This window comes from Pontibacter toksunensis (assembly GCF_042686245.1).
Taxonomy (GTDB): domain Bacteria; phylum Bacteroidota; class Bacteroidia; order Cytophagales; family Hymenobacteraceae; genus Pontibacter; species Pontibacter toksunensis.
This window is the reverse complement of sequence record NZ_JBHUOX010000025.1, coordinates 45,135-68,052: the sequence shown is the minus strand read 5'-3', so window position 1 is coordinate 68,052 and position 22,918 is coordinate 45,135. Positions and strand designations below refer to the sequence as shown.

The 22,918-nt window shown below is 50.7% G+C and carries 20 protein-coding genes; 14 read left to right on the top strand and 6 right to left on the bottom strand.

Annotated elements, in window-relative coordinates:
- Positions 1 to 9: 9 nt before the first annotated feature.
- Positions 10 to 1,242, bottom strand: a complete 1,233-nt coding sequence (locus tag ACFS7Z_RS22885; RefSeq protein WP_377490134.1) for a nucleoside recognition domain-containing protein — start codon at positions 1,240 to 1,242, stop codon at positions 10 to 12.
- Between the two features lie 322 nt (positions 1,243 to 1,564).
- On the opposite strand from ACFS7Z_RS22885, the gene ACFS7Z_RS22880 reads away from it, so the two are divergent.
- From ACFS7Z_RS22880 to ACFS7Z_RS22840, 9 genes are all read left to right on the top strand, one after another.
- Positions 1,565 to 1,918 (top strand): hypothetical protein, encoded by a 354-nt coding sequence (locus tag ACFS7Z_RS22880; RefSeq protein ID WP_377490131.1) that lies wholly within the window; start codon positions 1,565 to 1,567, stop codon positions 1,916 to 1,918.
- Between the two features lie 108 nt (positions 1,919 to 2,026).
- Positions 2,027 to 2,680: a DedA family protein gene (locus ACFS7Z_RS22875; protein ID WP_377490128.1), complete on the top strand. Its 654-nt coding sequence runs from the start codon at positions 2,027 to 2,029 to the stop codon at positions 2,678 to 2,680.
- A gap of 60 nt (positions 2,681 to 2,740) precedes the next feature.
- Positions 2,741 to 2,989, top strand: coding sequence for a hypothetical protein (locus ACFS7Z_RS22870; protein ID WP_377490125.1), 249 nt, complete (start codon positions 2,741 to 2,743; stop codon positions 2,987 to 2,989).
- A gap of 23 nt (positions 2,990 to 3,012) precedes the next feature.
- Entirely contained in the window at positions 3,013 to 3,153 is a 141-nt protein-coding gene (locus ACFS7Z_RS22865) for a hypothetical protein (protein WP_377490122.1), read from the top strand.
- Between the two features lie 11 nt (positions 3,154 to 3,164).
- Positions 3,165 to 3,515, top strand: a complete 351-nt coding sequence (locus ACFS7Z_RS22860) for a hypothetical protein (protein WP_377490119.1) — start codon at positions 3,165 to 3,167, stop codon at positions 3,513 to 3,515.
- Between the two features lie 134 nt (positions 3,516 to 3,649).
- Positions 3,650 to 5,143: an amino acid permease gene (locus tag ACFS7Z_RS22855; protein WP_377490116.1), complete on the top strand. Its 1,494-nt coding sequence runs from the start codon at positions 3,650 to 3,652 to the stop codon at positions 5,141 to 5,143.
- A gap of 145 nt (positions 5,144 to 5,288) precedes the next feature.
- A complete protein-coding gene (locus tag ACFS7Z_RS22850; protein ID WP_377490113.1) occupies positions 5,289 to 6,920 on the top strand; it encodes a sodium/sugar symporter in 1,632 nt (543 codons plus the stop codon).
- 101 nt (positions 6,921 to 7,021) lie between these two features.
- Positions 7,022 to 7,552 (top strand): hypothetical protein, encoded by a 531-nt coding sequence (locus tag ACFS7Z_RS22845; RefSeq protein ID WP_377490110.1) that lies wholly within the window; start codon positions 7,022 to 7,024, stop codon positions 7,550 to 7,552.
- Between the two features lie 102 nt (positions 7,553 to 7,654).
- Complete coding sequence (locus ACFS7Z_RS22840) at positions 7,655 to 9,586, top strand: KUP/HAK/KT family potassium transporter (protein ID WP_377490166.1); 1,932 nt, start codon at positions 7,655 to 7,657, stop codon at positions 9,584 to 9,586.
- A gap of 301 nt (positions 9,587 to 9,887) precedes the next feature.
- Here the strand turns inward: ACFS7Z_RS22840 and ACFS7Z_RS22835 are convergent, their stop codons facing one another.
- Positions 9,888 to 11,315, bottom strand: a complete 1,428-nt coding sequence (locus tag ACFS7Z_RS22835; protein ID WP_377490107.1) for an APC family permease — start codon at positions 11,313 to 11,315, stop codon at positions 9,888 to 9,890.
- Positions 11,316 to 11,671: 356 nt separating this feature from the next.
- Between ACFS7Z_RS22835 and ACFS7Z_RS22830 the strand changes: the two genes are divergently transcribed.
- The 5 genes from ACFS7Z_RS22830 to ACFS7Z_RS22810 all read left to right on the top strand — a co-directional run bounded on the left by ACFS7Z_RS22830 (position 11,672) and on the right by ACFS7Z_RS22810 (position 15,376).
- Positions 11,672 to 12,934, top strand: coding sequence for a DUF819 family protein (locus ACFS7Z_RS22830; RefSeq protein WP_377490104.1), 1,263 nt, complete (start codon positions 11,672 to 11,674; stop codon positions 12,932 to 12,934).
- An 83-nt stretch (positions 12,935 to 13,017) separates the two neighbouring features.
- Entirely contained in the window at positions 13,018 to 13,920 is a 903-nt protein-coding gene (locus ACFS7Z_RS22825) for a magnesium transporter CorA family protein (RefSeq protein ID WP_377490101.1), read from the top strand.
- A gap of 775 nt (positions 13,921 to 14,695) precedes the next feature.
- Positions 14,696 to 15,034, top strand: a complete 339-nt coding sequence (locus ACFS7Z_RS22820; protein WP_377490098.1) for a hypothetical protein — start codon at positions 14,696 to 14,698, stop codon at positions 15,032 to 15,034.
- A gap of 9 nt (positions 15,035 to 15,043) precedes the next feature.
- A complete protein-coding gene (locus ACFS7Z_RS22815; protein ID WP_377490095.1) occupies positions 15,044 to 15,235 on the top strand; it encodes a hypothetical protein in 192 nt (63 codons plus the stop codon).
- A 6-nt stretch (positions 15,236 to 15,241) separates the two neighbouring features.
- Entirely contained in the window at positions 15,242 to 15,376 is a 135-nt protein-coding gene (locus ACFS7Z_RS22810) for a hypothetical protein (RefSeq protein WP_377490092.1), read from the top strand.
- Between the two features lie 353 nt (positions 15,377 to 15,729).
- On the opposite strand, the gene ACFS7Z_RS22805 is transcribed toward ACFS7Z_RS22810, so the two are convergent.
- From ACFS7Z_RS22805 to ACFS7Z_RS22790, 4 genes are all read right to left on the bottom strand, one after another.
- Positions 15,730 to 16,632, bottom strand: a complete 903-nt coding sequence (locus tag ACFS7Z_RS22805) for a hypothetical protein (RefSeq protein WP_377490089.1) — start codon at positions 16,630 to 16,632, stop codon at positions 15,730 to 15,732.
- A 665-nt stretch (positions 16,633 to 17,297) separates the two neighbouring features.
- Entirely contained in the window at positions 17,298 to 17,426 is a 129-nt protein-coding gene (locus ACFS7Z_RS22800) for a hypothetical protein (protein ID WP_377490086.1), read from the bottom strand.
- A gap of 533 nt (positions 17,427 to 17,959) precedes the next feature.
- Positions 17,960 to 19,717, bottom strand: a complete 1,758-nt coding sequence (locus tag ACFS7Z_RS22795; protein ID WP_377490083.1) for a hypothetical protein — start codon at positions 19,715 to 19,717, stop codon at positions 17,960 to 17,962.
- A 66-nt stretch (positions 19,718 to 19,783) separates the two neighbouring features.
- Positions 19,784 to 22,666, bottom strand: coding sequence for a S8 family serine peptidase (locus tag ACFS7Z_RS22790; RefSeq protein WP_377490080.1), 2,883 nt, complete (start codon positions 22,664 to 22,666; stop codon positions 19,784 to 19,786).
- Between the last annotated feature and the right edge of the window lie 252 nt (positions 22,667 to 22,918).

Here is a 22,918-nt window from a genome sequence, read left to right as displayed (position 1 = left end):
GTCGTAACATTACTGGAAGAAAAGATAGGTGATGAAAATAGCGGCGATGATACCCGCCAGGTCTGCTATAAGACCGCAGGTAAGGGCGTACCTTGTCTTACGGACACCGACAGAGCCAAAGTAGACAGCCAGCACATAGAAAGTAGTCTCCGTGGAGCCCTGGATGACGGAGGCCAGGCGGCCGATAAAGGAGTCGGCTCCGTAAGTGGTCATGGCTTCCACCATCAGGCCCCTCGCGCCGCTGCCGCTCAAAGGCTTCATGAAGGCCACCGGCAGCGCCGGAACAAAGTCAGTGTTGAGTCCCGCGGCGGCAAAGAGGAAGCCCAGCCCGTCCACCAGCATATCCAGTGCGCCGGAGGCCCTGAACACCCCGATGGCCACGAGGATGGCCACTAAGTAAGGGATGATGGTGATGGCCACGGAGAAACCCTCTTTTGCACCTTCAATAAAGGCCTCGTACACGTTCACCCTCCGCACCAGGGCCAGCGTGATGAATGAGACGATAATGGTGAATAGTATCACGTTACTGGCCACCATCGAGATGACGCTAATCTGCTCCTGCGGGATGGTGCTGAAGTAGTAGATAAGCCCGCCAATGAGCAGCCCCAGCGTGCCCAGGTAAGCCAGAATAACAGGGTTGAGCAGGTTGATGCGCTGGTAAAGCGCCACGGCTATCAGGCCGGTTATGGTAGAAAAAAAGGTAGCCAGCAGAATAGGAATGAAGATGTCAGAAGGGTCGGCCGCTCCCAGCTGCGCCCGGAACACCATGATGCTGATGGGGATGATGGTCAGCCCGGAGGTGTTGAGCACCAGGAACATTATCTGGGGGTTGGAGGCGGTGTCCTCACTGGGGTTGAGCTCCTGCATTTCTTTCATGGCTTTCAGGCCCAGTGGCGTGGCGGCGTTGTCCAGGCCAAGCATGTTGGCAGAGAAGTTCATCAGGATGGAGCCGAACACGGGGTGGTTCCTGGGGATGTCGGGGAAGAGGCGGTTGAAGAAGGGGCCGACGATGCGGGCGAAGATGGCGATGATGCCGCCTCGCTCGCCCACCTTCATGAGCCCCAGCCACAGGGTCATCACCCCCGTCAGGCCCAGCGATATCTCGAAGCCGAGCTTGGCGTTGTCGAAGGTGCTGGTGACCAGCTCCTGGAAGATGTCCACATCCTGGAAAAAGACAAGCTGGAATAAGGCAATGCAGAAGGCAATCAGGAAGAAACCTGCCCAAAGATAATTAAGGACCATGCAAAAGAGGGTTGATAGGGAATGAGGCTGTAAGTTAAGTGTTGTATGGGTGTGTTGGTTTCCTGTCTCTGAATAAATTTCTACGATTCGTGATGGGCTTTGCTTTGGCTGTGAAAATAGTAGAGAGCCTTCATACCAGTAGAACTGAAGTAGTATGTGACGCGGCCTGATAAGAGCTATGCAACGTACCATGCGCTTTTCCTGAGCATAAGTCTGCATGCTTTAGCAGCAGTCATAAAATAAGAAGGTTCTTTTTCTTCCACACTAAAATAATTAACCCCGGACTGTTGCATTAGTCTGAGTTACCTTCTTCCTTTGCTGTATGATAAAAAGGGGTGCATCTTTTCTAAAGAAGCTGTCTGTCCTGCTGGCTGTCCTGCTGTGCAGTGTCCTGACAGTTGCACTGCCTGTTATCACCCATGCGACTCCTGCCAAGGCTGCCACACAAAGTGTTGGTATGGATAAAGAAGATGTGTCCCTGGCTCTCTCAGCGGGCGAGGTTTCCTCAGGCGACGCCGAGGCTATTTTGCAACTGGACAAGGCTCTGCTAGGCCAACTGTTCCGAACGCTGCTTCAACAGGTTTACCCGAAATATTTCATCTCTCCCGCCGTACCGGCTTTTTACGCTTTCTCGAAAGAGGACCACCTGCACACCATACTCACAAAGGGCCCTTAGTTCCTTTCCCACTTTCATGCTTATCGGCGCAGCATCTTCCCCTTTCTGACAGGGACAAGTCGCATGCGCCTGTTTCCTCTTTTCTGTACCCATTTAATAGTTTCAAGCATGGAGCTACTACAGCAGCTGTTCGATTTTATAGTACATGTTGATTTATACCTGGTGGACCTCCTGCGGGAGTACAGCACCTGGATCTACCTGATTCTCTTCCTCATTGTTTTCTGTGAGACTGGGCTGGTGGTGACACCATTCCTGCCAGGTGACTCTCTGTTGTTTGCCTTGGGGGCCCTGGCAGCCATTCCCACTTCCGGGCTTAATGTCCTGCTGCTGTTGGTGCTGCTCTGCGCGGCGGCCATTTTGGGAGATTCCTTTAACTATTACACGGGCAGTAAAATCGGCAACCGGGTCTATCTGCGGGATTTCTGGTTCCTGCGGCGAAAGCACATCGAACATACTCAGCGTTTTTATGAGAAATACGGCGGCCGGACCATCATCTATGCCCGGTTTGTCCCAATTGTGCGCACCTTCGCTCCTTTTGTGGCCGGCGTAGGAAAAATGAACTACAGAAGGTTCCTTTTATTCAATGTGGTGGGCGCGGTGCTCTGGGTGCTGTTTTTTATCCTGGCTGGGTACACGCTGGGCAACCTGCCGGCAGTTAGGGAAAATTTTTCGCTCCTGTTGCTGGGCATTATAGTAGCCTCGCTGCTCCCGCCTGTCATCACGGTGCTCAGGCAGCGCCTGCGTTCCGGAGAGCAGCAATGACAGGATATAGCCCCATCCCATAGGCCAACCCATACTAACAATCCATTAGCTATCCAGAACATGAGCTTACAATACAGGGTCCCGGCTGTCACGGCAGCAGGCCTGCACAAATCCAAAGGCATCATCTACGGAGACATCGTAGGGAAACCGGTCGCACCTGCTAACTCTCTATGGCCTGTGACGCTGCTCTGGTACACTGTGCTGCGCGTTCACGGAACACACTTGGTTGTAGTGTTGTCCCTTGCTCAACTACCTGGACCCAGGGGAGTCTGGAGCAAAGACAGCGGATTAACGGCGAAGCTGTTTTAACTTAAACAGATAGAGACATACATATGGCACTGACAATAGTACAAATCTATGCAAAGTTCTTAATCCGAAAGAACATGCTTCCGATGGCACATGGGCTTATCATCTATTTTCCTTATGGCTACCGCAACAGAATGCTGAGTAAATCAACATCCGTAGCGGCGTAAGTACCAACACGATGAAGAGCCGCAACAATATAGCTGTTTTCTGTAGCCTGCTGCTGTGGGTTGCAATGTTATGTGCATGCGGCTCTCTCAGGGCGGACCAGCTCCTGGCAACTACTCCTGGCGTTCCTTCCGGTAACTCAATCGAGCAGCTTTCAGGGGAAGTGGCAGGTCATCCTTTAGCTTGGCTGGAGCAGTCGGTGCCACCGGGTGCTGCGGCGGCGGATCATGCCTTGCCGCTTCTCCTGTTGGCGTATAGTCTGTTCTATCATTCCTTCCCGCGCCTAAGCCGGAAGCCCGCAAAGGCCAGACTTGGCTTTGCCTCTCTCGCTGCGCAGTTCCGGATACTGCCCAACGCCCCGTAGCCTTTCTTTTGTTTGATGCACCTGTACCTTCTGCAGGTAGTTTCCCTACCCGCTGTTATGCAGCCTGTAGGGTCGTTGTTTTGCCTGCCCCAGGGCAGGTATTACCTCATTGTATCATTTCTAAAAGCATAACAATGGCTAAGAATATATTTGCGACAAAGTCTGTCGAAAACCTGATAAAAGAATCTGAAAGCGGGGAGCATGGCTTAAAGCGCACCCTAACCGCCTCAAACCTGACCATGCTGGGTGTTGGAGCTATTATAGGCGCAGGCATTTTTGTTTTAACGGGCACGGCTGCCGCCAATGCAGCGGGGCCTGCGATTGTAATATCCTTTTTAATTGCAGGCCTGGGTTGCCTGTTTGCCGGCCTGTGCTACGCGGAGTTTGCCTCCATGATACCGATTGCCGGCAGCGCTTACACCTACGGCTATGCGACGCTGGGTGAGTTTATCGCTTGGATAATCGGCTGGGACCTTATTCTGGAATATTTGTTCGGGGCTGCTACCGTGGCAGTGGGATGGAGCGGAAACTTTGTGAGCCTGCTCAAATCGCTGGGCATCACCATACCTGCTGCCATCGCCTCCGCCCCGCTCGCTTACAATGGTTCTTCCTTTGAGGCAACCGGTGCTATTATTAACCTGCCTGCCATCGTGCTTATCCTGGTTATGACGGCCCTTTTGGTCGTAGGAATTCAGGAGTCTGCCAAGTTCAATAACATCATCGTTATCGTTAAGGTGGCTATTGTCCTGCTGGTAATCGGCTTCGGGTTTCAGTATGTGGACTCCGCAAACTGGGAGCCTTTTATTCCGGCAAAAGAAATATTGTCTGACGGAAGCACCCGCTATGGATGGCAGGGTGTGGTAGCCGGTGCCGCTATTGTGTTCTTCTCTTACATCGGTTTTGACGCGGTGAGCACGGCTGCCCAGGAAGCAAAGAATCCGCAGCGTGACATGCCCATCGGCATGCTGGCTTCTTTAGGTGTTTGCACGCTGCTTTATGTGCTGATGTCGCTGGTGCTGACGGGCCTTGTGTCTTTTGAAACATTGAATGTGCCAGACCCGGTGCTGGTAGCGCTGCAGGCAGCCGGTCCGGGTCTGAAGTGGCTCTACTTCCTGACAGGGGTGGGCGCAGTGGCCGGGCTGGCCTCCGTCGTGCTGGTGATGCTGATGGGGCAGCCGCGTATTTTCTATGCCATGAGCCGTGACGGCCTGTTGCCTGCCTTCTTGGGAAAGGTGCACCCGAAGTACAACACCCCTTACGTCACAACTATCCTGACAGGAGTAGTCGCAGCCATAGTGGCAGGCATTTTCCCGATTGGCCTGCTGGGCGAGCTTGTGAGCATCGGTACGCTGCTGGCGTTTGTAATTGTTTGTGCCGGTATCATTGTGCTGCGCCGCACAAGCCCGGATTTGCAGCGCCCTTTCAAAACGCCTTTTGTACCGCTCATCCCTATTCTGGGCATCCTCATCTGTGGGTACATGATGGTGAATTTGGGCGCAGATACCTGGCTGCGCCTGATTATCTGGATGGCCATTGGTATCGCTATTTACTTTCTGTACGGGCGCCGGCACAGTAAGCTTCGGGCCACACCTTCAGAAGATAAACCAAGCAGGAAGGTGGTCGCCTAAATCCTTTCATAGCATATTAAAAAATCCCTTTCCTAACCGGCAAAGTGAGAAATGGCTATTATTATGCCCGTTCCCTGCACTGTCTTTCCCAACGGTTGGAAATAAACCTTCTATATCACAGATAAAAATATAACATAAACTAATCATGCAGCTTATAGACTACCTCGTATTCCTGGTCTACTTTATCATCGTGTCCGGGTACGGTATTTACATATACAGAAAGCACAAGACCAAGGAAGCCGATTCTAAAGATTATTTTCTGGCAGAGGGTTCCTTAACTTGGTGGGCGATTGGTGCCTCGCTTATTGCCTCCAATATTTCGGCCGAACAGTTTATTGGCATGTCCGGCTCGGGCTTTGCCATGGGGCTGGCCGTCTCCGCTTATGAGTGGATGGCAGCCCTCACACTGGTGCTGGTAGCGGTTTTCTTCATTCCCATTTACCTGAAGAATAACATTTACACCATGCCACAGTTCCTGTCGCAGCGTTACAACACCACGGTCAGCACGATCATGGCTGTCTTCTGGCTGCTGGTGTACGTGTTCGTGAACCTGACTTCCATCCTCTACCTTGGTGCCCTGGCAATCGAGACGATTTCCGGCATTGACTTCACCTATTGCGTGTATGGCCTTGCCGTTTTCTCTATCATCATTACGCTGGGTGGTATGAAGGTGATTGGGTATACAGATGTTTTCCAGGTGTTTGTGCTCATCTGCGGAGGGCTGGCCACTACATACCTAGCCCTGGACCTGGTGGCCGAGCAGTACGGAGGCTCAGGCTTCATAGATGGCTTGGTCGTTATGAAGCGGGAAGCTTCTTCGCATTTCCATATGATCTTAAATGAAGGGCAGCTTACAATACCGGATGGGATGGGAGGCACCCGCGATGCGTACATGGACCTGCCCGGGCTCTCGGTATTGATGGGCGGGCTGTGGATCACAAACCTGAGCTATTGGGGAGCGAACCAGTATATTGTGCAGCGTGCCCTGGGTGCGGACCTGAAGACTGCCCGCAGCGGCCTACTCTTTGCTGCTTTCCTGAAAATGCTGATGCCCATCATCGTGGTGCTACCGGGAATTGCTGCATATGTGCTTTACCAGAAAGGACTGTTCCAGCAGGAGATGGCCAATGGGTTGGGCCATGTAAAGCCAGACCACGCGTACCCTGTCCTGCTGAACCTGCTGCCAAACGGCCTGAGGGGACTGTCTTTTGCGGCACTGACAGCCGCCATTGTCGCCTCCCTGGCAGGCAAGGCTAATAGCATCGCCACCATCTTCACCCTTGATATCTACCAGAAGTTCTTCAGCCCGAAAGCCTCTGAGGAAAGGCTGGTTGTTGTCGGTAAAGTTACGGTGGTAGCGGCATCCCTGATAGGTGTGGTGGTCGCGCCCTCTCTGCGGAACCTGGACCAGGGCTTCCAGTACATTCAGGAGTACACTGGCTTTATCTCACCTGGGGTACTGGCCATTTTCCTGCTGGGTTTCTTCTGGAAGCCGACCACCGCGCTGGCTGCCACGGTAGCGGCCGTGCTGACCATCCCGCTTTCAACTTTCCTGAAGTTCCAGTTTCCCGGTATCCCGTTCCTGGACAGGATGAGCATTGTCTTCCTGGTGCTGGTGGGGCTGATGGTGATCCTGACGCTGCTTGACCCGAAGAGCAGGAACAACCCGGATGGACTGGACATAGAAACGGCCATGTTTAAACCATCGGCAGGCTTTGTGACCGGCTCCATCCTCATCTGCGGCATGCTGTCGGCACTTTACATTGTATTTTGGTAAGGGTAAGGGGGGATTTCGGGTATGGGCTGGATGCCCTCTTATACCGTACTCCCCCTTTTATAAATTAAACTGTGGTTTCTAAAATCTCAAATAAAAACAACATGGATATTACATCAGCTATCATAGGTATCATTTCCCTGGCACTCTTCGTTGTGCCGGTTATACTTATCCAAAGAAATCAAAAACAGCAAAAGCGGAAACACCTGCAGCATTTTTTATATGTAGCGCAACAGCAGCAGCTCAAGATAACGCAGTATGATCTGTGGAGCCACAACTTCGCCATCGGCATCGATACAGAACAGAACATACTGTTTTACTTAAAGAAGCAGGCCGAAGGAGAAGGCATGCTCCTCGTTCACTTATCAGAAGTGTCAGCGTGCAGGCTCAACAACATGAACAGGGAAGTAGGGGGCAACAGGGTAATTGATCTCATTGAACTGCGCTTCACGTTTCAGGGGCTAGGGCTGCGTGAGCAAGCTGTAGTATTCTATAACAGGGAGGAGAGTATGTCTTTAAGCGAGGAGCTCCTGCTCGCAGAAAAGTGGAGAGCCATAGTGAGTACAAAGCTGCAGAAACCGCACCCACAGCGGAACAACACGGCTTACAAAGGTGGCTCCGCCGCTTTCGTCTAGCCTTTCGCATGAAACGTATTACCTGGTGGGAAAATGGCTATAAAGCATCTGGTTTCATTTCTCTGCATCCGTAACACTTAATTTGCCTTAACATTGAATAGTATACCTAATCCAAAATCCAGGGCAGTCACATCTGCTGGCTTGCTAATAGCCCTTGGCATCATCTACGGCGACATTGGTACTTCGCCACTCTATGTGATGAAGGCCATTATTGGCGAGTCTCCCATCAGTAGGATACTTGTGTTCGGAGGCATCTCCTGTGTTTTCTGGACCCTGACCCTGCAGACCACCTTTAAGTATGTGGTGCTTACCCTGCAGGCAGACAACAGGGGAGAGGGGGGCATCTTCTCGCTTTATACCCTCATCCGGCGCAGGGCTACCTGGCTCATCATTCCCGCTATGGCTGGTGGTGCGGCCTTGCTGGCTGACGGGATTATAACCCCGCCTATCTCGGTCTCGTCGGCTGTGGAGGGGCTGCGGCTTCTTTATCCCGACCTGGCAACCGTGCCGATTGTCATTGCTATCCTGACTGGAATCTTCCTGCTGCAGAGCGTTGGTACTGAAATAGTAGGCAAGGCCTTTGGCCCCGTCATGTTCCTGTGGTTTGCTATGCTTGGCTCTTTAGGAGCGGTCATGCTGGTACACCACCCGGAGATACTATACGCCCTGAGTCCATATTATGCTTATAATCTCCTGGTGGAGTACCCGGGAGGTTTCTGGCTATTGGGAGCCGTGTTTCTTTGCACTACGGGTGCTGAGGCACTGTATTCTGACTTGGGCCACTGCGGGAAGTCCAACATCCGCGTAAGCTGGGTATTTGTGAAAACTTCCCTCGTGCTAAACTACCTGGGGCAGGGGGCATGGCTGATGACGCAGGAAGGGAAGTACCTCGAGACAAATCCCTTTTATGGTATAATGCCGGAATGGTTCCTGCTCTCCGGTATCGGCCTGGCCACTGTCGCCGCCATTATCGCCAGCCAGGCGCTCATCAGCGGCTCTTTTACGCTCATCAGCGAGGCGACGCGCCTGAACCTGTGGCCGAAGGTGCGTATTAACTACCCAACCCTTTACAAAGGACAGCTCTACGTGCCCAGTATTAACTGGCTGCTGTGGCTGGGATGTGTAAGCGTGGTGCTGTATTTCCGTGAGTCAGCCAATATGGAGGCGGCGTATGGGCTGGCCATTACGCTGGCCATGCTTTCCACCACCATCCTGTTGAGTTACTACCTCCTGGTGAAAACGAGGTCCAGGGTGGCCGCTTTCGTGTTCCTGGGTCTCTACCTGCTCATCGAGGGTTCGTTCCTGGTAGCCAACCTGATCAAGTTCCCCCACGGCGGCTGGGTGTCGCTGCTAATCGGGGGGGCGCTGCTCACGGTGATGTATATCTGGATCAGGGCTTTTCACATCAAGCGCAGGCTGGCGGATGATGTGCGCCTGAAAGGTTACCTGCCAGCGCTCCGGGAACTCAGCTTGGACGAGACGATTCCTAAGTATGCCACGCACCTGGTGTTCATGACAGGGGCAGCCAGTCCGAAGGAGATAGAGTCAAAAGTGATCTATTCTATCTTTCAGAAGAGGCCCAAGCGAGCAGATATTTACTGGTTTGTGCATGTAGACACTACCGATGAGCCCTTCACCATGGAGTATAAGGTTCGGATCATTGCCCCGGATGATGTGATCCGTGTTGACTTCAGGCTTGGGTTTCGGGTGGAGCAGCGCATTAACCTCTTCTTTCGCAAGGTGGTGGAGGAGATGGTGCGGAAAGGGGAGGTAGACATCACCAGCCGCTATGCCTCTCTGAGCAAGTTCAACTTCATCGGGGATTTTCGTTTTGTGGTGCTGGAGAAGTTCCTCTCGTACGAAAACGACCTTCCCTTTGCTGAGCAACGAATAATGGAGTGGTATTTCTTCATAAAGCAGTTCACTCCATCGGAGGCAAAATGGTTCGGACTTGACACCAGCTCGGTGAAAGTGGAGAAAGTGCCGCTGGTGATAAAGCCTGTAGCGGTGTCAGAACTAAAGCGCATCTCCTAGAGGGTGTCTGCCGCTGGTTTGTTGTTAATCTTGTTCTTCCCCTGCTGGATTATTGCCTGCTGGTGCGGGTTGCCAGGAGGTTGCCCAAACAGCTGGTTCTAATGTAGGACCAGCCTCTGCCTTATACCTTTAGGAGGGGGATTCTCAGAGGTGTTATGGGTATGTCATTCTGAACTGTCTAGCTGTTAGGCTGCAAAACAGGATTGGAAGGAAGAGGTGGTTCCGTGGCACAGCCGGCAAAAAAGTAGCTGACAAATGTAGAGTTCTCTCATGAAAACTGGTACATGTTGTTAATTATGAGTTAAGAAAGAATCTTTTCTTCAGGTGCCACTTCAGGCTTTTGGTTTTGCTTTCTGATGAACCACCAATACATGGGAATTCCGGTGAGCATCAGCACCATGCCCATCGCTGCCTCGCGCGGACGAACAAAAATGGTGTTGAAGAACAGGGCGACGCAGAAAAGCACCATAACGGCAGGCACAATGGGATATCCCCATACCTTGTAGGGGCGGTGCGCGTCCGGCATCTTCCACCTTAGGATAAAGACACCCAGGGTGGTGGCACCGTAGAAAATGAACACCGCGAAGATTATCATGTCTGTCAGTTGGTCAAACGTGCCGGAGAGCACCAGCAGGCAGGCCCAGATACACTGGTACAGCAGGGAGTTAGCAGGTGCCTGCGCCTGGTTGAGCGCTGCAGCTTTCGGGAAGAACAAGCCTTCGCGTGCCATGGCAAAATAGGTGCGGCAGCTGGCCAGGATGGTGGCATTGGTGCAGCCTAGGGTGGTAACCAGTATAAGGACGGAGATAAACACGGCGCCTCCGTATCCCCAGAAGCTCCGGATAGCCTCCACAGCCGCAATCTGGTTTCCCGCCTGATGGACCTGTTCAAGAGCTGCTACAGGCAGAAGGGAAAGATATGTCATGTTGACCAGCAGGTAAACGGCGACAACAGTTAACACACCGATGGTGATGCCGCGGGGTATGTTGCGGTGGGCATTTTCGATCTCCCCACCAACATAGCCGATGGCGGCCCAGCCCTGGTAAGCCCAGAATGCCGACAACATGGCAGCGAAAACAGCGCTGAACGTAACGGGAGTAGCGGAGGTGGTGGCCAGTTCAAAGTTTCTGCCTATCTCTGCCTTTGCGTTGCCTAGTCCGAAGAAAACAATAACGCCAATGCCCGTAAAAACCAGCAGCAGGATGGCGGTGCTAAGCCCAGCCCCGGACTTAATACCGCTCATGTTCACCCAGGTCAGTACCACAATCAGGAGTATGGCCGTAAGCTTGACGCTTAGGTCAGCGAAGGGTGAAAAAACACCCCCGATGGAGAAGTCAGCCAGGGAGCTTAAAAGCTGCGGCAAGGGCAGTATGCTGTGGAGAGACTGCGCAAACACATAAGCCAGGGAAGAGATGGCGGCGGTTTGGATAACAGTAAAAAGAGACCACCCGAAGAAGAAGGCGAAGAAGCGGTTGTATATCTTCTTGTAATAAGCGTACTCACCGCCGGTGTCTGCCAAAAGACCTGCTACCTCTGCATTGCTTAGTGCTCCAAAGAGCGTTATAATGCCTCCCAGCACCCAGCAGATAAGGACCCATCCAGGTGAGTGCAGCTCCGCTGCCATAGGAGCCACTTTTTTATATACACCGGAACCGATGATGTTTCCGATGACCACTACAATGACCTGGCGCAAGCCAAGGGTGCGGTTAAGTTGGCTTTTATTATCCATACAGGTTCTTTTTCACCAGGTGACTTTGCAGCGTGCACAAAACAGCCTTTAATGTATACCAGAATCTGGTGATATCATATACACAACAGAAGAAAAAAAGCTTTATTAAACCTTATTTAAGTTGCTGATATGGTAATAGTTAAGGTAGTGCACTCCGGTGCAGGTGCGGTTGTAGCAAAAAGGCTGGCGAGGGCTAATTATTTTATTTTCTGTCAGGCTGTTTGTTTATGTACAAGCCCCTATATTTACCGGCTATCTGTTGCCCTAATTTTAACAAAAATAGCCAGTTTAAAAGCTGCTGAAAGAACCTTCACTTCAGCGGGCAGCAGGCTGTGGTAAGTCTTAATGAAATTTATATGCAAGGAACATCCGTACAGGAACTGCCTCTAATTACCAACGATGCTGTTGTGCTGGGCATCCTGGTCATTATTCTGGCCCTTATTTTTAGTACCTCATCAAGCAGCCATCCCTTCTTTAGGAAATTTTATGCTGTGGTGCCTTCGGTGCTGCTGTGCTACCTGATTCCCAGTTTGCTCAACTCGTTTGGGATTATATCAGGAGAACAGTCTGGCCTGTATCAGATGGCTTCGCGTTACCTCCTTCCCGCCAGCCTGGTGCTGTTTACCATCAGCCTGGACCTGAAGGAGATATGGAAGCTGCGCCAGATGGCGGGCCTCATGTTTATAACAGGCACAATCGGCATCATGATCGGCGGCCCGCTGGCTGTGCTGCTGGTATCTTCTTTTGCCCCTGAGCTGGTAGGGGGGGAGGGCCCTTATGCCGTGTGGCGCGGGCTCTCCACCATAGCGGGGAGCTGGATTGGAGGCGGGGCAAATCAGTTGGCTATGTTCGAAGTATTTAAGCCAGCCCCGAACCTTTTTTCCGCTGTTATAGCCGTGGATGTGATTGTGGCAAATATCTGGATGGCGGTGCTGTTGTATGGAGCAGGTAACAGCGACAGGGTGGATAAGTTTTTTAGAGCTGACAGCACAATGGTCAATGAACTGAAGGAACGGATAGAGAAGCACCGGCTCAGTATTATGCGAATTCCCAACATGGCCGATACGATGGCGGTGGTAGGCGTGGGTCTGGGAATAACGGGTGTCTCTCACTTTTTTTCAGACCTGATTGCGCCTTGGGTAGCACTGCACGCCCCTTACCTGGATAAGTTCAGCCTAACCTCCGGTTTTTTCTGGCTGGTTGTACTGGCGACTACCTTCGGAATGTTGCTCTCATTCACCGAAGCTCGGAATTTAGAGGGAATTGGCGCTACGAGAATAGGGAGTGTTTTTCTCTATATTCTGGTGGCAACGATTGGAATGCAGATGGACATCACTGCTGTTGTCAGCCAGCCCGGGTTGTTCCTGGTTGGTTTTATCTGGATCACGATTCATATGCTGCTGCTGTTGGTAGTGGGCAAATTGGTAAAAGCTCCTTTCTTTTTCCTGGCAGTAGGAAGCCAGGCTAATGTGGGAGGGGCGGCATCAGCACCCATAGTGGCTGCGGCTTTCCATCCGGCACTGGCCCCGGTAGGGGTGCTCCTCGCCATACTGGGCTATGCGCTCGGCACCTATGGCGGATACCTCTCGGCCCTTATGATGCAGGCCGTAGCTCCATAGACTTGCTGAATGAGCATGCTTGCATTGCGGCTATTATTTCAATTCTGCCTCCATTGCTTTAGAAACTTTAGATTGAACACACCATGAGAAGAACATTAGTGCCGATTGAGGGAAACAACTGGCAGTGGATAGACGTGGAAGGTCCCACCAAAGAGGAACTGCAGGAACTGGCGGCAGAGTACGGTCTGCACCGTACTTCGGTCATAGACTCGCTTCAGCCCGAGCATTTGCCAAAGTATGAAGTTATCGGGGATGGCGCATTTATGATTGCCCGTGTCTATGATGCTGATGCGCATCGGGAAGCAGACACCATCCAGGAAATGACAAATAAAATTGCTGTTTTCTACTCCGGTAAATACATCATTACCATACACAGGAGCCCCTCCAATCTGATTGAGCAGGTAAAAGGGAAATACACCGACACAGGAATAGTTAAGAAACCACAGGATCTGCTCATCAGGCTCATCAAAGCCGTTTTCAGCACCTATGAGGCACCGGCGCAAAAGCTGGCCGAGGAACTGGATTATTACGAGGAAAAAACATTTCTGAACCAGAGGATGCCGCCCCTCACAAAAGGCCTCTATCACCTGAAGCGAAAAGCCACCGTATGTCGGCGGGTGCTCCGCCTGTCGGAGGTAATTCTGAGTAATATGCAGATGATAGGGTTTCAGCCAACTGAAATTCAGGATTTGAAAGACCTGTACGTGCATGTGGAAACACAGTTTGAGGAAGTGAACGACGGCACCAACAACCTGATAAATACCTATATCTCCCTTTCTTCCCAGAGAACCAATGAGGTAATGCGAGTGCTCACCATCTTCTCTGCCTTTTTTCTGCCCCTCACTTTTATTGCGGGTGTTTACGGGATGAACTTTGAGTTTATGCCCGAGTTGGGGCAGACATATGGGTATCCTGCGGTGGTTGTTGTGATGTTAATAGTTACACTCTGCATATATCAATGGTTCCGACGTAAAGGATGGCTATAGAAAGGCTGCCGACTATGTCTGATTCTATGTCTATTGCTGTTCACCGAGCTAACAGAACGTCACGCTTTTTGCCAAACTGCCTGGCAATAACCTCCGCTCTGAGACATCCTGCGGTACGCATCAAAAGCATCTGATTCCTCCAGGAGGCTGAAGCCGCTTCAGCATCGCTTTATAGTCGCTGAACCTGATAGCTGTCACTGCCGAGGAGCTTTTGGTACTTTCCGATGCAGAATGTTCTGATGTGAGACAATAAATTGGTTGTCAAACACTTAATTGCTGAAGTAGCTTTATCAGGTACAAAAAAGGAACGATCAGAGAATTTTGTTTTACGAACATAAAGGCTTCAAAATTTTCTTATTACCCAAAAAAAATAATTTCTTTCGAAAGTTCTCCGCAATAATTTTTGATGCTATTCAAAAAAATCCCCCCTAAGTAGTAGGTCTTTGGTTCGAATCCAAACGGGATCACAGTAAGTAAACTTAAAACCCTCTTTACAGCATGTAGAGAGGGTTTTTTTATGCCGTGTGCAGTAATTACTGCACACGATGTCTTCTAGATAGCATTTTACTGCACACGCGCTGCACAGTCAAATTCTTCAAATTTTTATAAAAAATTATAGTGCCTTGATGGGTATTTCATTGTTTTAGGAGCAGGTATAAGGTGCCATAAACTTCACCAATTCCTTCTGCATCGACTACAACTAACCTATATTAAGTATTCACTCTGTATCTTTTATTCGTTTGTGATTTCTGAACGTAATGGCTAATTTGAGGCAATGAAGACAACAGCAGAAAAACTTGAATTTTATCACGGTAAGCTTGATGAAGAGGCCAAGAGGCAACTGGAAGAAGATGTGAAAGAAGCACTAAGGGATCATTTCCAGGAGCTTGGCTTCGAGAAGAGAAAAGAGTACTTGTGGGTTCACCAGGAGCATAGTCTTATAATTGAGCTTTATGGTGATTTCTCCGGCACTTTTTTCCAGTTGGTTAAGCCTTACTACCTGTTTCACAAAAACAACTGGGCAAACCCATTCAACGGAAAAGAGCTTGCCTCCGGCAGTAAAATGGAAATAGTTGCTGCTGTACAGAAACTCATGTTCAAAAAAGACAATTAACATGTAGAATTGAACAACGGGCGCCGTGGACTTGCCCGGAACTTAGTCGACCAGTGCCGTTTGCTGCATAATGTGAAGACTCATATCAAATGGTTTCATCAGTCCGAAAACAAACAGGTCCGCATATTCACCAGGTCTGCAGAAGTAACCAATCTTATCCTGATGCCGGAAGGATGGGAGACCCGCTGGCCGGAGTTCTAGCAGCATGTGACCAACTACAAGGCAACGGGAGGAAACGCCCATGATGGCGCTGCTGATGTGCTGAAAGGCATGGCAGAGAACTTTGGCAAAGGCTCCAACAACTACACCACAGCACAGATTGCCGTAATGTTTGGGCTATAGGCACCACACCGGAAAAGTACAACAAAAAAAGCTCGAAAAGCATCCTTTAGAAGCCAGTAGAGGTAGTTTTCCTTAGGTGTGCTTACAAAGGCCATTTAAGTAATAAACTGCCCTCTTAACTTTTATAGCTGCGCGAAGCGAGTGAGCCGCAAGTAACGGTAGATTATAGAAAGCAAAAAGGGATGCACCTGCAAGCACATCCCTTTCACCCTATTCATTGCGTCTATAACGCTGCAAGATCTGCTGTTATTGTGTAAGGTGGTGTATTTATTTTGTACCGAAAAACTTCCCGATAATGAGAGATAGCAAGCAAAAGGGAGGCGATTATCCCGTACAGTCTTCGCTATCGACTTTTAGTGAGTTATTTGCTTGACAGTCGTTTCACCTTTCTTCTTTTTACTGAAAGCAGACCTTATCCAGGTCATCAAAGTAGATCTTGTCCAGGTTATAAAACCGCCAATGGCTGCAAATGTAGCTAATAGCAGCTGCCAGTTTTCTTTCCAAAAAGCAAACAGATTTTCATACCATGCCGGCTCAGGAATATAAATAGCTTTAACTGGAACCACTCCGTTGTAAGCTTCGATGTCTATCCAGTCTGATGCTTCTCCATCATAGATTCTTGCGCTTGCTCTGATAATTAGTTTATGGCTACCGGCCTTCAAAGGCTTAACAGACCACTCCCACTTGGTTTCTGCTGTATCATTCAAGAGAACAGATTGCTGAACGCGTGACAGTGGGGTGATAGAAAATGCAGAAGTATCCATGGCATACAGTGTTGCCATCATTTGTTTCGAGATACTTATGCCCTCTAATGTAATCCGGGAAGTATCCGGTCTAGGTTCATTTTCGATGGTAGTTTGTAGAGATTCTTCTATTTGTGCGAGGGTTTTATTTTTAGAGATAATCAACGAAACCGTACTAGGCACTTCCACCTCCATAGAGTCAGGGACATAATATCCCATGTTTCCTTTCTTTAGGAAGCTTTCTACTGCCTCTTGCCTGTCAACTATTTGAGGAGGAGGAGGTGGTGGTGGTGGCGTATCGGTATTATCTGGACTACTGACATCATCTGTACTACCAGGTACTGGATAATACTCCTCATCATCGGGTGCACTTTTCACTGTACCGGGTAATTCATAATACCCCTCATCACTTGTTTCCTCAGTATCAATACTACTAATGAAGAAATAGCCGATCACGATAAACCCTACCATAACTAATGACAAACCAATGAGGATCTTTTTTATTCCTTTCATATCAGTAGCGCATGTTATTACATTAATTATATAACGATAATACGTTTTATTTTTAAATTTTATAGCATAAGTTCTTATCTATTTTTTGGCTATACTCATACCGTCACGAACGCGCATGGACATTCTTATGAGGCAGAAACCCCTATGCTAAAATGCTGAGGGAGCAGACAACACTTTATAACCGGCTTGCATGGTTAATCGCAATAGGAGCGGTAAACCGGCACCTTTGGAAAGTACAACAAAAAAAGACCGGCAAGCACCCCCTCAGGAGGCTGCAAACGGCCTTTGCGTTATAACCGGTGTTATATTAAATAGGTGGCGTGTTACAATGACTAGTACAAAAACCAACCAATAAGGGGTAATACCCCAACCAAAGATGACAGAAAGTAAAACATTGCAAAGAGTCGCGGCCATTATCTCTGATAAGCCTGTGATATTAACCGCGCCATACTCCAGAACTTTGCAATCAATCAGCAGATAGAGGTAAACACCAAGCAGTCCGCGGCCAACACAGCACAAGCCTTGAACAGGCTGGCAGACGTGGTTTCAGAGGGAGAGAACACACACGCTCTCTTAAATCAATCGATAATAAAATAGGAAGCACCAATGAGATATTAAGGGCAAACGGAGGTTAACAGTGAAAGTCTACTCTTTCGGGGGTGTGCTTACATTGGCACAAACTCCAGTGTGCGCTCTTTCCTGTAGCCGTTGCTGCTGAGAAGAACTACTTTAAAGAAACCCATTTCGCGCCATTCCTCTAAGGTGCCGGATGTTTCAAACTTCCTGAGCCACACATCTGGGGAACCTACCGCACCAGTATGGACACCATTGAGCAGGCCACTGGCTATGACTTGCTTTCCAAAGTACCTATGCAGGTGCAGCAGGCGCTGGAGAGCAAGGTAAATACGGGTTCTACACAGTAGGAGTCAGTAGATACTATCACATAAACTACTATTTTGGAGCACTATGAATTACACATTCGAAAGAACTCAATAGAAAGGTTTCTGTTACCTGACCACATACAGCCTTTTGAATAATCATTATTATGTGCACGTCTTCCTGTTGGACGAGAACCAAGCCAATAGGAAGACGTGCAGAAAAAATAAATATTTTTAGTTTGTAGTTACACTTTCAACGGTGTTCTCTCAGGCACCTTAGTTGAGTTGTATAGCAAAGCATCAGCTACTTTGTTTTAAAATGCGATCCTTTATCCATTATTGGAAAAAGCTCCATGAGTAATTTTTTTTGCTTTACACTAAGCCCAGCCTAACCCAGTATGACACTCAAAAGAGAAAACTCATATTTTGGCTTTTCTGCAAATTACCGTCTACACAATTTCCTTATCAGGAATAGCTTTGGCGCCTGCTTTTATAGGTGACCACCAGTCCTGAATAAAACGTTCTCCGTTGTCATAAAATAACTTCCTTAGAACCCGCTTTACTTCGGCTTTCCCTCCTGCCTTAGGTAGCAGATCTGGAACATCATCATGAGCCTTGAAATACGCCTTTTCCGCAAGAGGAAGAAAGGACTGTAGCTCCTGTTCAAAGCGGGGGAGCAGCTCCGCTGTGTTAGCTGCCTGTATGGAGTCAATGAGCCCATCATAGTCGGAGCCTACACAAACGTAGTCCCAGCCGTCTTTCCCATGGCGCTCTTTATCTGGCATCCTGTTGATCACGGCTACCGTATGCAGCACGTTCAGGCAGAAAAGGTAGAGCTCCCGCTTTCCCCGACTTGCAATAAGGCTTTCGGTCGTAGCTGGGGCTGCCTCTTTTTCCAGTGCGCCCTCAGTTCCTTCCTCCACCGGTTCAACAATAGATAGCTTTTGCGCCATATCGGGGAATAAAATAGCAAAATCCTCCCTTGAGAAATAGTCATACTCAGGCTGAAGCAAACGTCCTTTTACTCCCTCAAAACCGAGGATGCGCGCATCTAAGCTGATACCAATAAGACCCCGGCTGCGAACGATTTCCTCTATGTCGTCGTCAAAAAGCCCGACGGAGGTAGGGTTGAAGGAGACCTTGTCCAGACCAATCCCCTCAGGCAGTGTTGCAGCCTTTTTACGAGAAAGTTTCACGCGCACGCTTGTCTCGTTCCCCCTCTCAATACCGTGTTTTTTGATAAAGTCTCTCATCTCACCACTGGCAAAGCCGGTAATCCCCATGTGCGTGGCGATAATGGGCCACCAAGGCTTCCCATCGACTTCTTTGGGCGGTTTAAACCCATCCGGACGCTTGTCGAGCAGGTGCCGGCGATAAGTGTAAAAGTCGTGACGCCCCACCAGGCTCATATGCTTGATGTCGATCAGAATAGGGTGCTTGTTTTCCTTTGTGTCCACGCAGGCACGCACCACCTGCTTCCCCAGCAGTGTCAGTCCGTTTATCTGCGGCATCGCCTCAGGCAGGCCCTTTACCAACTTAAAGCCGTAGGCGTGGCTGCAGAGGGGCTGCTCGCGTACGTGAGACAGATGGGTGAGGGTGAGGTAGAGGAAGTCAACCGATTTATTGTTGCGATACTCCTGCACAGTCTTTACAGGGTCGAACTCACCGGCGAACTGGCTGATCAGGCGCTTAGAGAGGCCGTGTCCACCCTCTATCGCCAATACCAGGTTCAGCTTACTTTCCTGTAGCTGAGGGCCATTTTCATTTTTTCGTGACAGTAAGTTAATACTGTGCCGCAGATCTACTTGTCCGGCAACCCACTGGTAGAAAGCAAGTTCTTTGCTCATCAATTGATTATAGCTTCCCTGGCTGTTGTGGACAAAGTCTATATATCTGTTGTCGAGCGGGACGATGACCTTCTTCCCTCCAACTTCCAACTCCAGGAGATTCAGCACGCCCTGCCGCGTAGCAAAAACGTGCTCCATAACAACGATGTTGGCCACACCAAGCTTAATACCACCTTTGACGGACTGGGATACACAGGCCTGGCTCCTGAAAATGTGTCCGAGCAGCGGATCCACCCCCCCTCCGATTCTCGGTAAGGCAACTGGCTCCGTGCACTGCTTGCTCTGTCTTTCTACGTCATTGAATTTCTCAAGGAAGCGCTTGCCCAGGGGATGAAAGTGAAAGTCAAAATATAGTGCCATTATGATTAATATATGATATGGAAATTATTTTTCTGTGTCTGTGGTCTTGGAACCTGTTATGAGGAGTTATGGCTCATAAATTGGCTTAGGCTGAGACTGCAGCTCATGCAGGACAAGCAGGCGGTTGTAAGCTGCAGATGGGGATGTGGCAGGCGGAGTTGTGGACTCCAGCGTCTCCACCTTGCGCCGCAGACCGGACTGTGCCTCCAGCAAGCGGGCGAAATCCTGGGAGGAGGGGCTGCGCATGGCCCCCTGGCGCTCCTTAAGGTTGGTTTTGCCCTGGCCATCAGATGGGAGGCTTTCGCTCAGCACCACCTGCCAGTCCTTATATTCCATCTCGCGCACCGCAAGCGGCCGCTTACCGGTTGCTTTCTCCAGGCCGGCTGCCCCCAAATAGGCATGGTGCAGTTTGGATGCATCAGGCAGTGGAGTCTTCAGCAGTTTATCTACGTCCAGGATGCCAGCACCGAACTTGCCGCGCGGAAGCTTGCTTTCCTGCCGGGCCGAGTGTTGCAGGCAGTAGCGGAACGCCTCCACCCGTTGCCAGGGCTGCGCATATTTGGTGCCTATCTCCCGATTGCTCTTTGCCAGCCACAACATCGCCGCCGCCGCCACGTGCGGTGTCGCGTAGCTCGTGCCGTTGCCGAAGGTCATGTCCTCCTGGCCATCTTGGAAGGTCGGCACATAAATAAACTCCCCTGGAGCGGTGATGTCGACTTCCGGCCCGCGGCAGCTGCCTGTCCAGGGAGCGTTGTCGGGGTTGGATGCCGCCACACAGATCACTCCAGGGTAAATGCCCGGAGCCACTACTATTCCCACCTGGTTCCCCGCCGCGCAGCACCAGATGACGCCCCGCTCGTAGGCCGTGCGGGCAAGGTCGAAAAGGGCGGCGCTGCCAGGCAACACGCCCATGCTCATCGTCATGACATGGTACCCGCTGTCAATAGCGTGCGTGGCGGCGTCCACCAGTTCGCTTATCCTGCTGATAAGGATTACAGACCTGGCCACGCGGAACGGCGTCAGGGACAGAGACACTCCGTCCTTTTCCGCGATGGCTCGTAGCAGGCCCACGTTTCCCTCTTTAGCGGGATCTACTAAACTGTCGGATACCCCGATGAGGATGCTTCCTGTGCGTGTACCATGGCCGTAGTGCCTCAAAATGCCAGAGGAGAACTCGTCCATTGCATCGTCATCCCCTTCGATCGCATCATAGTCCAGCTTGAGGTTAAATCCCTCGCCCACTTTGGAATGGCTGGTGTAGCCTGTGTCAAATTGGGCGAGGCGCAGCATCGAGAGCTCCTGAAGCCCCTTTTTACCCAGCGCCTTTATGACCTCATCCTCTGAGAAGTTAACCGCCTTGTGGCTCCATCTACGGATCTGGGCCAGGCCGCCTTGGCTGTGCCTGTCGTGCCCCTTGATGTAGGGACTGCTCATCCAGTCCGCCTCGCTCGACCTGCCCTTGCCCCGGCTGCTTTCCTTGAACGTAGGGACTGCGGTTACAGGTGCTGTTCCACTGGCCGGATCCTCCGGCCCTCCGACGGTAGTGTAGCGCGGCAGGTCGGGGTCAGCCTCCTCCAGGCCGTCCACCGCCTCCAGCTTTCTGGCTGTGCCCCACGGGTCCGCCACTTCCGGAATATCTACCTTCAGGTAGGCACCCAGCAGCGTATCTCCCTGATTAGGGGCGAGGGGCTGGATTTTGATTCCCGCGAACTGTTGCAGCAGGGTGGAGACGACGTGCTCCCGCACAAGAGGCAGAGTGGTTACCTTCACCAAAAACCTTTGAGTATCGGCAGTTAGGGCAGGGGGGGCAGCAGTAATCGACTCTGTACGCTCCGCCTCCTCTCTACTGATGGCACGGGGCCTCTCTTGATTTACCTTCCCGGTGATTACGGATTTAGGTCTTTCTTCGATCGTGCTAAGCAGCCGCACTCGCTTCTGCTCCATCTCAGGAGACAGGGGGGGGGACGTGCGGAGTGCTTCCACAATCTTGCTTACGCGCACCCCCTGGTTGGCAACCCAATCGATCAGGGAGTCCGAATCGCCCTCCTGCCAAGGGTTGCCGTCTTTCTTCAAATAACGCCCGTGCGCGTCCCGGCGTGGCACGCTGGAGTTGTGCAAAGCAATGATTTCGCCTGTGCCCAGGGCCACGACGATGCTGCCGCTGGAGCCCTGAAGGGTATCGCTCTCATAGTAGAGGTGCTTGTCGGCGCCCGGCAGGTCCTCGTAAGCCAGCAACCGGATATCGCGCAGCACCACCTTCTTGTAGTCTCCCGCCGGGTGCTGGATCACCAGGCAGTTCTCACCTTCTATGGCCTTGCCCAGCTTCTCGTCCAGCACTACATAGCCGTAGTCTGAGAGTGGTTTTCCACCCATACTTTTGCTCTCAACCCCGACAATCGTAAAATCCAGTTCGTCCTCCCGGAGGTCCCCGTCAAGCGTCTCCTTCGGGGTCATAAAGAAAATGTCGGGCCTCAGCCTAAAGGTTTCTCCGTTTAGCGGCTCTCCTGCCACCGTCCGCTCATAGCCCATGTTGACAAAAGACCCCCTGGCCACCTCCAGGTTGGGTAGCACGTGGTGGTTCGTAATCATCAAGTCTTCACCGATCATCCAGCCTGTGCCGAGCCCGCCGTCGGAGATAACTACCCTTCCCACTGTGCGGGCAAAGTCCACGAGCCGGTTCAAGAGGCAGGCTTCCTGAAAGTCGGGGTTGATGATGACGCGCTCCCGTGCCACTCGCCCAGGATTATCGGAGCCCTGGGCCATGGCTATCTCCCGGTTGATCCTGGCCTTGACCCTATTTTCATCTGAGGAGATTTCCGTTATTTTCTTAGTGCCTTGCTTGACCAGCTCAATGTCCTTGCGGACGCGCTCAATCTGGGTAGCGTAACGCTCGTACTCATCAGCTGCATGCTTGACAGCTTTCCATTGCAATACGGTTAAAGGGGCCATGAAGAGTTTGATTTATAGTTATATATAATTAATGGGAACTTGAAAAATCAACATATAGGTGAGCAAGAGGAGTGCTCAAAGGGCTGACCTCAGCTGCGTAAGTTGGCAGCAGTGTCCACGGAGTATGAGTTATTGTAGGGGCAAACAGACTTATAGCGTTCAAAGCTAAAAGCTTGATTTTTCAAATATAGCTGTAGAGTGGATTTATAAATTTAATGAAAATAGAAAAAATAAATATATTATGATATAAAT

Bases quoted from the DNA above. Each gene is read 5' to 3' on its own strand.
- ACFS7Z_RS22885 (WP_377490134.1), bottom strand. From the start codon at position 1,242: ATGGTCCTTAATTATCTTTGGGCAGGTTTCTTCCTGATTGCCTTCTGC.
- ACFS7Z_RS22880 (WP_377490131.1), top strand. From the start codon at position 1,565: ATGATAAAAAGGGGTGCATCTTTTCTAAAGAAGCTGTCTGTCCTGCTG.
- ACFS7Z_RS22875 (WP_377490128.1), top strand. From the start codon at position 2,027: ATGGAGCTACTACAGCAGCTGTTCGATTTTATAGTACATGTTGATTTA.
- ACFS7Z_RS22870 (WP_377490125.1), top strand. From the start codon at position 2,741: ATGAGCTTACAATACAGGGTCCCGGCTGTCACGGCAGCAGGCCTGCAC.
- ACFS7Z_RS22865 (WP_377490122.1), top strand. From the start codon at position 3,013: ATGGCACTGACAATAGTACAAATCTATGCAAAGTTCTTAATCCGAAAG.
- ACFS7Z_RS22860 (WP_377490119.1), top strand. From the start codon at position 3,165: ATGAAGAGCCGCAACAATATAGCTGTTTTCTGTAGCCTGCTGCTGTGG.
- ACFS7Z_RS22855 (WP_377490116.1), top strand. From the start codon at position 3,650: ATGGCTAAGAATATATTTGCGACAAAGTCTGTCGAAAACCTGATAAAA.
- ACFS7Z_RS22850 (WP_377490113.1), top strand. From the start codon at position 5,289: ATGCAGCTTATAGACTACCTCGTATTCCTGGTCTACTTTATCATCGTG.
- ACFS7Z_RS22845 (WP_377490110.1), top strand. From the start codon at position 7,022: ATGGATATTACATCAGCTATCATAGGTATCATTTCCCTGGCACTCTTC.
- ACFS7Z_RS22835 (WP_377490107.1), bottom strand. From the start codon at position 11,315: ATGGATAATAAAAGCCAACTTAACCGCACCCTTGGCTTGCGCCAGGTC.
- ACFS7Z_RS22830 (WP_377490104.1), top strand. From the start codon at position 11,672: ATGCAAGGAACATCCGTACAGGAACTGCCTCTAATTACCAACGATGCT.
- ACFS7Z_RS22825 (WP_377490101.1), top strand. From the start codon at position 13,018: ATGAGAAGAACATTAGTGCCGATTGAGGGAAACAACTGGCAGTGGATA.
- ACFS7Z_RS22820 (WP_377490098.1), top strand. From the start codon at position 14,696: ATGAAGACAACAGCAGAAAAACTTGAATTTTATCACGGTAAGCTTGAT.
- ACFS7Z_RS22805 (WP_377490089.1), bottom strand. From the start codon at position 16,632: ATGAAAGGAATAAAAAAGATCCTCATTGGTTTGTCATTAGTTATGGTA.
- ACFS7Z_RS22795 (WP_377490083.1), bottom strand. From the start codon at position 19,717: ATGGCACTATATTTTGACTTTCACTTTCATCCCCTGGGCAAGCGCTTC.
- ACFS7Z_RS22790 (WP_377490080.1), bottom strand. From the start codon at position 22,666: ATGGCCCCTTTAACCGTATTGCAATGGAAAGCTGTCAAGCATGCAGCT.